Source organism: Sorangium sp. So ce726, from assembly GCF_051521405.1.
Lineage (GTDB): Bacteria > Myxococcota_A > Polyangia > Polyangiales > Polyangiaceae > Sorangium.
The window spans coordinates 5,520,680-5,532,987 of the sequence record NZ_CP150349.1; the positions used below are offsets into that span (position 1 = coordinate 5,520,680).

The window sequence follows — 12,308 nt, forward strand, 5'->3', positions numbered from 1 at the left end:
GTGGGAGGAGATCAGGCGCGGATGACGAGGATCTCGCGACCGGAGGGGGAGAGCGCGCGCTCGCGACGGGTGCGCTCTGCGATGGGGGGCTGCCCGGAGCGCTGGTCGAAGAGGATGAGCCATCCGCGCTGGAGCGCCAGCCCGGCGAGGTACTCGTCCAGCTGGACGAGCCCCTCGGCGAGCGGATCCGGCCGGCCGTCACGCCAGACCTTGAGCTCGATCGCGAGCGTCTCGCCCGCATAGCGAACGCAGAGATCCATCCTCCCCCGGCCGATGGCGTACTCGCGCTCGACGGTGCCGCCGCCGTTCACGACGCGCTGGAGGAACGCCATGACGACGAGGTGCGGCGCGATCTCGTGATAAGGCGCGGCGCCGAGGAGCGGCTCGCCGTGCTGGCGCCAGAAGGCGAGGAAGGCGTCGAGCAGGCGGTCCGCGTCGAGGCGACCGTCCTGCGTGAGCCACGTGGCCTTGATCTGAGGGAGTGAGGCGCGGATCGGAAACGCGAGCTCGCGGACGATGATCTCGCGGTAGATGGGGTTGGCGACGTCGAGACCGCCCTCCGCGGTCATGCGCACGAGGCCGAGGTCAATGGCGAAACGAAGGTCGTCGGGCGGCACGCCGGGGAGCGCGGTGCCAGCGAGCATCGGCTCGATGACGGCGCGGACGCGGGGCTCGCGCAGGCGCTCGACGAGGCTGTCGAGGTGCGTGTCCTGCCGCTCGATGAGGATCTCCTTGGCGCGATCGACGTCGGCCGACGTGATGGGTTGCACGCGGTCCTTGACGAGGACGTCGACGAGCTGTCGGGCGAGGGCGTTGACGAGCCAGGGCTGGCCCTGGGTGAGCTCGAAGGCGCGGTCCACGGCGTCGGGCCGGAAGACCTGACCGGTGTCGGCCGTGTGCTGGGCGTAGAGGGCGGCGACCTCATCGCGGGTGAAGTTGCGCAGGGTGAGCGACTCGACCTTGATGTTGAAGGGGCTCGACGTGCCGAGCCTGTCGTCGCCGCCGGAAGCCACCTTGTAGTCGCGCACGTCGCGGAGGCCGACGAGGGCGAGCGCATGCGGGAAGCCGTCCGGACGGCTCGCGTACCCGCTGCGGATCTGGCGCAGCATCGAGACGAGCGTCACGTCGCGCAGGGCGTCGGCCTCATCGAGGAAGACGACGAGCGGGCGCGGCGCGGCCTGGGCCCAGGCGCGCAGTGCAGCGCCGATGCGCTGGCCGGGGGGGGCGTCGGGGAACGGCGGCGGCTGCAGCTCCGCTGGGAGCTGCCAGCCGGCGGCGCCGCGCCACTCCGCGAGCATCGCGAGCTCTGCGGCGCCGGGGTCGTCGGGGAAGGGGGCGCCGACCTCTGCCGAGACGAGCACCGCGACGTAGCGCCCCTCGGCCGTGAGCTCTCGGGCGAGCGTGAGCAGCGAGGTCGTCTTTCCAATCTGCCGAGGCGCATGCAGGACGAAGTAGGCCTTGCGATCGACGAGGTCGCGCACCGCGGGCAAGCGCTCCTCGGCCGGGAGCATGTAGTGATCGGCCGGGTCGCAGGGACCTGCGGTGTTGAACCAGCGGTGCATCGCGGCGGTGAGCCTAAGGAGGGCGGCGCCAGGTGGCCAGCGCGGCGACGCCGGTCGTGTTTGCTCGCCGGCGGCGAGGGTCGGTGCGGCCAGCCCCCGCCCATATCGCGACCTACCCACCTGCCCCGCTGGCCAGGCGCCGCGTCATATCCAACCTACCGACCCGCCCTGCCGACCAGGCGCCGCGCCATATCCGACATACCCGCCCGCCCTGCCGACCAGGCGCCGCGCCATATCCGACATACCCGCCTGCCCTGCCGATCAGACCCCGGGCCAAATCCGACATACCCGCCTGCCCCGCCGACCAGGCCCCGGCGATGTCCGGACATCCTCGCCCGCCCTGCCGACCAGCGTCTCGTCCCCGCCCTCGCTCTCCCTCACCGGTACGGCCCGCCCCGCCCCTCCCCCCTCATCTGCCGCGCGAGCGCCAGCATGGGCCGCAGCACCTCCCGCGCCGCCGCTGGATCCGCGAGCGGCGCCCCGATCACCACCGCGATCGCGCCCGGGGCCACCGCGACCCCCTCCTCCGCATCCGCAATCCCCCCGAGGCGCGCCGCCTGCTCCAGGATCGCCGCTGCGATCCCCTGCTCCGCCGCGTTCCTCGGCCTGGCCGCGCCCTCGATCGGCGGATCCAGCCGCAACGAGACCCGTGTCCTCGCCGGAACGGCCCCCTTGAACAGCGTCTCGAGCTCGAACTGCGCCCCTTCGAGCGTCCCCGAGAGCCGCATCGAACCGACCCTGAGCCTCCCGTCGCTCTCCTCCGCGAAGCGGCGCCACGCGGGCAGCCACGCCGCCATCGCCGCAGGCGGCGGCAGCGCCGCGCCGGCCTCCGCGAGCGCCTGCGCGAGCGCGTTGACCTGCGCCAGGAACGCGTCGAGCGCCTGCTCGTCCGACGCCTCCGCGACGCTCCACACCCACGCCTCCCTGTCGTCCACGTCGGCCCGATGGAAAGCACGCAGCGCACGCCGGAGCGCAGGCCCGAGCACGGCCCGCACCTGCGCCTCCTCCCGTCCCACCACCCGGAAGCGCCGATCGAACCCCTCCTCCCCCGTCTCCAGCCCATCGAGCTCCAGCACGCGCCGCCACTGAACGTCGAGGCGCAACCCCCAGGGCTCCGCGAACCGCACCGTCGCGCCCAGGCCGGCCCTCAACCCCTTCACGGCCGAGGCCACCTCCACGGTGCAGCCCGCGCGCACGCCGCGGAGCCGAAGCCCCCGTTCCAGCGAGAGCCCCACCCGCTGCCCCGCGCGCGCCCAGACCGCGCGCCAGCGATCCGCGCCGACCCGGGGCCGCTTTCCATCGCGCCCGGTCCGAGGCTCGAACAGGCCGACGATCACCGGCACGCGGTGTCGCACCAGCTCCCCGCCCGCCAGGTGCTCGATCGTCACCTCCAGCGCGTACTCCAGGGCAACCTCGCGGAGGCTGAAGGACGGCGCGAGATCGCTCGGCAGAGAGATGCGGAAAGGCACCTCCGTTCCCTCGGCGATCCCTGTGACATCCTGAAAGAACACGTTCGGGCAGCTCTCGTACGAACCGCTGCGCGCGTTCACCTGCTCCACCCCGTTGCCGACCAGCGCGACGCGGAGCCCGAACGGGTAGCGCCCCGGGAGACCACCGAAGGCGACGGCCCCGGTCAGGATGGCGCCCGGGGTGAGGGTCCGGCCGGGCAGCGACACCTCGACGAAGGCGCCTCGCCCCCGGTGGCTCGCGTCGATGAACGGCTCGTCTTCCGGCCGCTGAGCAGACCTGGGCCGGACGAGGACCTCCTGGCTCTCCCGGGCGTCGAGCCACCACGGAATGGAGACGTGCGCGCGGACCTCGCACCGGCACGCCTGGAAGGCGCCGGCGAACGTCGGCGGGAGATCACCAGGCAGCGCGAACGAGACCCGGTAGCGGTGAATCCCCTCGCCGAGCCGCCCCTCCCCGGCGACCTCCTCGCTGAGGAGCAGCAGGTCGCGAACCTCGAAGGTCCCCTCGCCCGGAACCAGCTGCTCGTGCGTGTGCCGCAGGGCCACGCGCACGAAGTTGATGGGCGTCTTCGCAGCGCTTTCGAGCGAGAGCCCGACGTCGAACGTCTCGCCCGGATGAACGAGCCTGGGGAGGCGCAGCGTGATGAAAGGGCGGCTCCTCATCGCCGCCTCGCAGTGTAAACGACCTGGCCGACCGCCCTCCGACGCGGCGTCATGTCGCGCGTCGAACGGCGACGTGTTTGCCCTACCTACCAGCAGCGCGCCGTACCCACCGGCAGCGCGCCCTACCCGCCCTGCAGCGCACCTCCGCCGCGCGCCATGTACGCCGCGAACAGCGCAGGCGCGAGCCGCTTCATCGCGCGCCGCGCCTCGATCACCGCCTCCCCGGAGCGGCGCGCTTCCCGCGACGACGCCGCCGCGAGCGCCGCGACGAAGCGCCGCGCGCGCGAGAGCGCCTCTGCCTGCTCGGCCGCCTGCGATCGCTCGACGACAGCGTCCCCGGACGCGACACCCTCTTCCGGGACCACCTCCTCCAGCGCGATCCCCAGCGGCGGCGGCAGCACCCCGGTCACGATCCCCACGGGCGCCGACCACGCGGCCGGCTCCTCCTCGATCTCGAGCTCGTAGCGCGCCACGTCGGGCAATCCGCGCACGGCCTCGTCGCGCGCCGAGGCGAGCGCCGCGTCGAACGGATCGCGGAGGAGCGCCTCCAGGTAGTACCGCCGCGCCGCGGGCTCCCCGAGCGCCGTCGCGGCGTCCGCGAGCAAGAAGAGAACGCGCGCGCTCCGCCGCACCTGCGCCGCGCTCGACAGCGAAGCGCGCGCCTCGGCCGTGTCGCCCGCAGCGAGCCAGTAGTACCCGGGAGGCTGCCCCTCGAGCCGCCCGTCGTCGCCCTCGGCCTCGCGGAGCGCCTCCGCGACACGGCGCAGGAGCACGCTGTGCAGCGACGCGAACGCGCCGCTCGCGGGCTCGAGGCCGCGCGCGATCCCGAGCAGCGCAGCCGCCGGCGCGGCCGAGCCCCGCGTCCGCGCGAGCTTCCGCTCCAGCGCGGCGACCCGCTCTGACTGGCGGCGGAGGACGGCGTCCGCCGGATGGATCGCCGCGAGCTCCGCGAACAGCCGCCGCGCCTCGCGCAGCTCCCCCGCGGCGATCGCCTCGGACGCAAGCGATAGCCGCAGCGTGCGCTGCGCGAACAGATCGAGCTGCCCTGCAGGCGCGCCGTCGCCGGGCGAGAGCGCCGCGGCGCCGTCGACCGGGACCGGCTCCACCGGGAGCGCGCGGCCTTCGAAGAGAGACAGCTGTCGCATCGCGAGATCGAGCTCCGCGCAGGCGCGCCGAGCCTAGCTCGAGCGGCCCAGGGTCGATGGCATTGCATCGACAGCGGCCGGTTTGCCGTTCCCTGGGATGTGGCCACCTCGCCGCCAGCCGCACCGCGCAACCGCTCGCGCGCATGCGTCCGCGAGCGGGGGTGTCGCACCACCCGCTCGCTAGCGGTCACGAGATCGCACCGCCGGCTCGCTAGCGGTCACAAGATCGCACCGCCGGCTCGCTAGCGGTACGAGATGGCCAGGTGCTGCGTCGAGGGCGGCAGCGGATGAAACTCCGTCCGCGAGAACCCGGCACGACCGAACATCGCGCCGAGCTCCGCTTCCGTGTACGCCTCGCCCCGCGACGTCTGGCAGAGCATCGTCATGGCGAACGCCGCCGCGCTCGGGGGCGAGACGCGGTCCTCGTTCGGGACCATCTCCACCGTGACCACCCGGCCGCCCTCGGACAGCGCGGCCCGCGCCTTGCGCAGGAGCGCTTCACACGTCGGCACGTCGAAGTGGTGCAGGAAGTTCGTGAGCAGCACCAGGTCGTACCCCTCGCCGAACGGCTGATCGAACGCGCTGCCGCGGAGCGGCCGCCACCGCTCGGCCACGCCGGCGGCCTCCGCGTTCTCCCGCGCCACCTCCAGCACCGCAGGCCAGTCGAGCGCCACGACCTCGACGCTCGGATGGCGCTGGGCCAGCGTGATCCCGAAGACGCCGTGGCCCGCCGCCACGTCGAGCACGCGCGCCGGCCTGCCGCGCGACACCTCGACGACATTCGCCATGAGCTGCGCCGTGAGCCGCATCATCGGGGCCATGGCGCGCGCGAACCTCACCCACACCGGGTGCTCGGGCGCCATCGACCCCTCGTTGGGCAGCACCGTCCCGCCCTTGCGCACCGCAGCGGCGATATCCCGGTTGGCGTCCATCACCATCGGCGAGAGGACGAACTCGGTGACCCCGCCCAGGTACAGGGGCGAGCGCCGGTCGAGAAATGCAGCCGAGTCGACCGTCAGGCGGTAGTGCCGCCGGTCGTCCTTGGTCAGGAACCCGAGGATGACCAGGTAATCGCAGAGAACACGGATGCCGCGCTCCGAAGCTCCGCAGGCGCCAGCCAGCGCCGCGACGGTCTCGTTGCCCGCCGCGATCGCGGTGAACAGGTCGAGCTCGATGGCCCCCTTCAGCGCCGCCGTACGCACGTGGGCGCTCAACGCATCCATCAACAGCGCGGGAGACGGCCCCGCATCCTGGTGCGACATCATGACGTCCTCTCTCGTTCGTGCCCGTCCGCTCGCCCGCCCGTGGCAGCGCACACCCGCGATGCCAGGCCGCCCCCCCGGCGCAGGCGAGGAGGAAGCTACCGGATCCGAACTCGCGGTCGAGCGGTCGACCGGAGAACGACGGCGCAGACCACCCCGGCGACGCAGCGGCGGGCGCGCGGACCGCGCAGCGCTCTTCGCCACGCCCACGATCGACGAGCGCGCTCGGCTACTCCGCCGCCTCGCCCAGCCACACCCGCGCGAGCTCGAGCGTGCGCGCGTTGTCCACGGCCCGCTCCAGGAAGTGCGCCCGGAACGCGCCGTCGCTGATCCTCTCGGCGCGCGCGAGCAGGCGATCGCGCGCCTGGGCGATCGCCTGCGCGGCCTCGGCGCCGCGCCCGCAGACCGACAGCGCCTCGGCGTAGACAAGGCGCACCACCGACTCGCCCTCCTCCACGCCCACCTCGTCGAGCAGCGCGCGCGCACGCTCGGCGGCGGCGAGCGCGTCGCCAGGGCTGCCGATGTGGAGCAGCGCGCGCCCGAGCACCGCGACGGCGTAGGCGCGCATCGGCGGGGCCCGCTCGAGGATCGCGTCCGCGGCCCGCGCCTGGCGCGCCGCCGCCTCGGGATCGCCCGCGAGGAGCAGGATGCTCGCGAGGTAGACGCGCGCGCAGCCCTCCATGCGCACGTCGCCGTGGCGCTCCAGCATCGCGCACGCGGTCTCCTCGACCGACCTCGCCTCGTCGAGCCGGCCTCGGTAGGAGAGCACCAGGCCGAGGTTCTGGAGGACGTACGCGGTGGTGCCGCGCAGCTCCATCCGCTCCGACTCGGCGAGCGCCTGGCGCAGCGCCGCCTCGGCCTCCTCGAGCTGACCCACCTGGCCGTACGAGTAGCCGAGGTTCATCCGCGCCATGCACGCCCGCCGCACGTCGCCGGCCTGCTCGAACGCCGCGAGCGCCGCACCGATGCCCGCGAGGCTCGCGCCAGGGTCCCCGCCCGCGTGCGCGCGGATCGCGCGCGCCTCGTGGAGGTTCGCCACGGCCTCGAGATCCGGCGCCGGGGCGCCCTCGATCGCGCGCTCCGCGCCCTCGATCAGCGCGTCGGCCAGCGCATAGCGGCCGCCGAAGATCAGCATGAGCGCGGCGGAGCTCAGGCAGGCGCTCTTCGCGGAGCTCCCCTCCTCGAGGGGCGCAGGCGTGTCGCGCGCGACGGCGGCCCAGCGCTCGACGCGCTCGAGGCTACCCGTGGCGCCCGCGGCGATGATGATCCGCGTCAGCGCCGCAAACCACGCGGCGGATCCCTCCGCGAGGTGCTCCGCGGAGACCGCGGCGCGCTCCTCGGCGAGCGCGAGATCGCCGCGCCAGAAGTGCGCCTGGCTCTCGAGGAGCCGGAGCTCGCCCACGGTGGCGGGCGCCGGATCACACGCGATGCCGCGCGCCGCGCGCGCCAGCACCGCGCCGAGGTCGTTGCCGCGGAGCGCCTGCCGCGCGGCCGCGAGGTACGCCGTGGCCGCGCGCGCGGGCTCGCCGCCGCGCTCGAAGTGCTCGGCGAGCGCCATGGGATCGGCCTCGCCGCGCTGCGCGAGGAAGCCGCCCGCGAGCGCGTGGCCGAGCCGCCGGTCGCCCTCGGTCAGCATGCCGTAGGCGGCCTCGCGGATGAGCGCGTGGCGGAACCGGAGCGCGGCGTCGCCGGCCGCGCTCCGCGGCCCGACCCGCACGATCGCCTCGTGCCGCACGAGCTCGTCGAGCTCGCGCGCGACCTCCGCCCGGCCCACGAGCGCGGCGACCCCCGCCTCGGAGAACGCCTCGCCGAAGACGCTCGCGGCGCGCAGGACGCGGCGCGCCTCCGGGTCGAGCGCGTCGAGCCCGGCCTGCACCATCGCGAGCACCGTCTCCGGCGGCGCCGCGGTCCTGCCGCGGGCGGCGGCGCGGATCTGCTCCTCCAGATAGAACACGTTGCCGTCGGCGCGCTCGACGAGCGTCCTCACGAGCTCCGCGCTCGCCCGGGCGCCGAGCGCCTCCCGCACGATCTGCTCGCCGCCTGACGGCGCGAGCGGCGAGAGGCGGACCTCCCGGACGAGGTGAGGCCCCCAGAGCCCAGGGAAGAGCTCGTGCACGCCGGGCCGCGCCAGCGCGAGCACCGCGAACCGCCTGCCCTTCAGGTTGCGCAGCGCGGCCTCGACCAGCGTCACCGTCGGCAGATCGCCCCAGTGCAGGTCGTCGAGCACGAGGAGCACCGGCTGCGCGGCGCACTCGGCGTCGAGGAAATCCTCCCACGCGAGGCGCAGCTGGTCGCTCATCAGGAGCGGGTGCCGCCGCGCCGCCCTGAGCTGCACGTCGTCGTCGTCCGGGAACGGCGCGCCCACGAGCTCTCCGAGGAACGGCGCGATGCGCGCGGCCGCTGCGACGCCGCAGCGGCGCTCGGCGCGCGCGCGGATCTTGCGCCGCTTCGAGTCGATCGGCTCGCCGTCGCGCAGGCCGAGCCCGCGGCGGAGCGCGCGCTGGAGCAGGCCGAAGGCGGAGCCGGCGCTCATCGGGTCCGCCTGGCCGAGCCACACCGCGAGGGGCTCGCTGCGCGACCCGAGCGCGCGGACGAGCTCGTAGCAAAGGCGCGATTTGCCTGAGCCCACCGCGCCCGTCACCAGCACCGCGCCCGGGGCCGCCCCGCGGACGCAGGCGTCGATCTCGGCCTCGATCAGCCCGAGCTCGCGCTCGCGCCCGACGTACGGCGCCGGCCGGCCGAGGAGCGAGGGCTGCGTCTCGGGCTCCGCGCGCGCGCCGTGCAGCCAGCACCCCGACGCGTCCCGGGTGGCGTCGAACCGCGCGCCGAGCAGGCCCGCTGTCATGTCGTCGATGCGGATCGCCGCCGGATGGAGGGGCTCGCGGCTGCCCTGGACGAGCTGCACGAGGCGATCGATCACGGCGCCGACCGGCAGCCGCGCCGCGACCTCGGCGCGGCCGGTGACGAGCGAGAGGCGGGCGCCGCCGAGCAGCTCCCTGAGCGAGAGGGCGCAGCGGGCCGCCTGCGCCGCGAGGTCGGTGGGCGCGGCCGATCCCGAGAGCGTCACGAGCAGCCACCGCGACTCCAGGAGCTCGATCCGGCCGCGGTGTCGCTCGACGATCTCGCGGATCGCCCGCGCCCTCGCCTCGTCCTCGACGTCGGAGAGCGTCGCCGCCGCGTCGGCCTGGCCCTCCCGGGCGAGGAGGAGGCACATGACCTTCCGCTCGCTGGTCGTGATCTCGCGGCCGCGCTGCGCCGGCGGGTGGGACGACGGGGGCTGCAGCGACGGCGGGCCCGCGTCGAGGCGTGAATCCAGCGCCTCCGAGGCGAGCGCCGCCGCGACGACGCCCGCGTCGCGCGGCCGGGACTCCCGCGGCTTCGACAGCATCCGCGCGACGAGCCGATCGAGCCAGGCCGGGACGTCGTCGCGGAGCTCCCCGAGCCGCGGCGGCTCCTCGAGGAGGACCTTCATGAGCACCGAGAGCGGGTCGCTGCCGCCGAACGCGGCGCGCCCGGTGAGGCACTCGAAGAGCACGCTGCCGAGCGCGAACACGTCGGCGCGCGCGTCGATCTGCGGCTCGCCGCGGGCCTGCTCCGGGGCCATGTACTGGGGCGTGCCGCGGATGTCGCCGAGCGTCGGAAACTCCTCCTCATCCCCGGAGAAGCGCGCGACGCCGAAGTCGATGAGCCGGACGCGCTGGAGGTCGCCGCCCTCGAGGATGAGGTTGTCCGGCTTCACGTCGCAGTGCACGAACCCGAGCTGGTGGACGGCGGCGAGCGTCTCGGCGATGCGCGCGGCGAGCGTGAGGCCCTCGGCGAGCGTGAGCGGGCCGCGATCGAGCCGCTCCGAGAGGGTCTCGCCATCGAGCCACTCCATCGCGAGGTAGAGCCGGCCCCCGCCCGTCGCTCCGTGCGCGACGTAACGAGCGACGCCGGGGATCGCGAGCGTCGCAAGGGCGAGGTGCTCGCGCGCGAGGGCGCTCAGCGACGCGGTTGCGGCTGTCTGGAGGAGCTTGAGCGCGACGAGCTCGCCGGACCGGAGGTCGCGCGCGCGGTACACGCGCGCCGTCGCGCCCGAGGCGGCGTGCTCCTCGATCTCGAACCGGTCGTCGACGACCTCTCCTGCCTGCATCGAGCTGACGCGCTCCTGGCGGGCGCTCTGCCGCTATTGCACAGCGTGCCAGCGGCGCGCGCCGTCCGTCCACTGTCACTTCGCTCGACGCCGCGCAGCGTGCGCGCCGGCTCACCGCGGCCGAGCACGTCGCCGGGGCGCATGTCGCGGCGCAGGCGTTCGCGTCGGCGCGGCGCACACGCTGGCGCACCGGCGCGCCTCGCCGGCTCACCTACGTGTCGTCGTGCCCCACGCCCGCGTCGAGAGTGCCGATCCCATGGATCAACCGAGAGATGAACCGCCAAGCGCGCCAAGGGCGCCAAGGCATGAAAAAATCTTCGCGTCTTGGCGTCCTCGGCGCGCTTGGCGGTTCTAATTTCTGCCCTGTTCAGGAGGGGTCAATCCGCGTGTCGCTCCAGGGGCGCTTCGCCTGCATCTGCGTCGCCTGCGCGGCGCCGCAGCACCACGTAGCGGAGGTGCGGGACGCCGCTCACCGCCACAGGAGCGAACGCGTCGCCGACGCCAGGCAGGCGCGCGACGCGCTGCTCCACCCCGCGCGCGAACCGCGACGCGGGCCACGGCGACGCGGGCGCCTCGCCCTCGGCGAGCAGCAGCACCAGCGCGTCCACGCGGCGCGTGTCCAGCAGCGCTCCGGGGATCCGCTTCGTGGTGTGCCCGCCGGGCAGCGCCGCGATCGCCGGATCCGTGACCCCCGCGAGATCGACGAGGGTCGCGCCCGTCGCCGCCCCGAGCCAGCCGATGTCGAGCGCCGCGACGACCTCCACCCCGGCGAGCGCGCCGCGGAGCTCCTCGACGACGCGCAGCCGGTCGCTGCCCACCCGCGCGGCGGTCGGCCCGACCCGGACCATCACGAAGAGCTCCCCCGCGAGCGCGAGCGCGAGCCGGAGCGCCGTGGCGCGCGCGTCGGCCACCGAGGCGACGTGGGCCGCCGCGAGCACCACGGCGGGCAGCGCCGGGACGACGAGCCGCGAGAGCGGCATCCAGTCGCCGCCCGCCGCCGCGACCGCGAGGAAGTGCACCGCGACCGCCGCGAGCAGCCCGCGCGGCCACGCGGGGAGCGCGCGCCAAGCGGCCGGCGCGAGCAGCGCCACAGGCCCGGTCAGGAGGAAACACGCGAGCGCGTACCGGGCCCCGAGCGCCGCGTCCGGCGCCTTCGCCAGCGCGGCGAGCGGCGCGGCCCGCCCGAAGATCGCGAGGCGCGCCACGGCCACGGCGACGAAGGGGAGGCCTGCGAGCGCGAGCGCGGCGAGCGCTCGGGCCCACGCGGGCCGCGCCGGCGCGCCTGCTGCGGCGTCGCGGCGCGGCGCCGCCTGGGCCGAGAGCGCGACGAGGAGCGCGAACGGCAGGAGCTCCGGCCGGAGCGCCGCCGCGGCCCCGGCGCAGGCCGCGCCGGCGAGCGCGCCGCCGAGCTCCGGCAGCGCGACGGCGAGCGCCCCGAGCGCCGCGACGACGCCCGTCTCCATGCCCGCCACGCTCCAGGCGGCGAGCGGCGCCGACGCCGGCACGAGCGCGAGCGCCGCGAACCGGATGGGCCGGGCGGACGCCCGATCGATCGCGAGCGCCAGGACGCCGGCGGCGAACGTCCACGCGAGGGCGCCGAGCGCCTTCGCGGCCGCGAGCGCGGCGAGCGGCCCGCCGGCCGCGAACGGCGCCAGCACGAACGCCCACCCGAGCGGCGTCACGCCGTCGGTCACCGGCCCGGCCGCGTTGAAGCGGTACCCGAGCCCCCGAGCGAGGTGGTGCGCATAACGCGCCGTGATCAGGGCGTCGTCGACCGTGAACCCCGAGAGGGCGAGCGCCGGGAGCAGCGCCGAGAGCGCGCCGGCGAGCGCAACGAGCAGCGAACGCTCCCGCCCTGTCACGCCGCCTGTGCGTCCGCGCGGCACTCCGATGGACACGAGGCAGAGGCGCCCGCGCTGGACCGGAGCCCGCGCCGCTCCGCGCGATCTCCATCGAGGACGCACCGACAGCGGAGCAAGCGCTCAGGGTGTACGGCGATCAGCACGCAGCGATCCTGTGACAGGCGCACGAAGGACGCAATTGCGCTCGTCTGCTCGCGATCATGCGAGCAGACG

Annotated in this window: 6 protein-coding genes; all 6 read right to left on the bottom strand. The window is 75.1% G+C overall.

Translation table 11 applies throughout. The features are described 5' to 3' along the window. Nucleotides 1-11 precede the first annotated feature (11 nt). Nucleotides 12-1,562, bottom strand: coding sequence for an ATP-binding protein (locus tag WME79_RS20495; RefSeq protein ID WP_437538331.1), 1,551 nt, complete (start codon nucleotides 1,560-1,562; stop codon nucleotides 12-14). Nucleotides 1,563-1,939: 377 nt separating this feature from the next. Continuing rightward, a complete protein-coding gene (locus tag WME79_RS20500) occupies nucleotides 1,940-3,694 on the bottom strand; it encodes a hypothetical protein (RefSeq protein WP_437538332.1) in 1,755 nt (584 codons plus the stop codon). A gap of 122 nt (nucleotides 3,695-3,816) precedes the next feature. Continuing rightward, on the bottom strand, nucleotides 3,817-4,839 hold the full coding sequence (locus tag WME79_RS20505) for a hypothetical protein (protein ID WP_437538333.1): 1,023 nt from the start codon (nucleotides 4,837-4,839) through the stop codon (nucleotides 3,817-3,819). A gap of 242 nt (nucleotides 4,840-5,081) precedes the next feature. After that, nucleotides 5,082-6,104, bottom strand: coding sequence for a methyltransferase (locus WME79_RS20510; protein ID WP_437538334.1), 1,023 nt, complete (start codon nucleotides 6,102-6,104; stop codon nucleotides 5,082-5,084). A 226-nt stretch (nucleotides 6,105-6,330) separates the two neighbouring features. Beyond that, on the bottom strand, nucleotides 6,331-10,233 hold the full coding sequence (locus tag WME79_RS20515; protein ID WP_437538335.1) for a serine/threonine-protein kinase: 3,903 nt from the start codon (nucleotides 10,231-10,233) through the stop codon (nucleotides 6,331-6,333). 377 nt (nucleotides 10,234-10,610) lie between these two features. Beyond that, the gene (locus WME79_RS20520) at nucleotides 10,611-12,095 is read right to left on the bottom strand and encodes a hypothetical protein (protein WP_437538336.1); all 1,485 of its coding nucleotides are present in this window, start codon (nucleotides 12,093-12,095) and stop codon (nucleotides 10,611-10,613) included. Between the last annotated feature and the right edge of the window lie 213 nt (nucleotides 12,096-12,308).

Excerpts from the sequence above, each read along its gene's own strand:
- WME79_RS20505 (WP_437538333.1), bottom strand. The coding sequence starts at position 4,839 with ATGCGACAGCTGTCTCTCTTCGAAGGCCGCGCGCTCCCGGTGGAGCCG.
- WME79_RS20500 (WP_437538332.1), bottom strand. The coding sequence starts at position 3,694 with ATGAGGAGCCGCCCTTTCATCACGCTGCGCCTCCCCAGGCTCGTTCAT.
- WME79_RS20495 (WP_437538331.1), bottom strand. The coding sequence starts at position 1,562 with ATGCACCGCTGGTTCAACACCGCAGGTCCCTGCGACCCGGCCGATCAC.
- WME79_RS20510 (WP_437538334.1), bottom strand. The coding sequence starts at position 6,104 with ATGATGTCGCACCAGGATGCGGGGCCGTCTCCCGCGCTGTTGATGGAT.
- WME79_RS20515 (WP_437538335.1), bottom strand. The coding sequence starts at position 10,233 with ATGCAGGCAGGAGAGGTCGTCGACGACCGGTTCGAGATCGAGGAGCAC.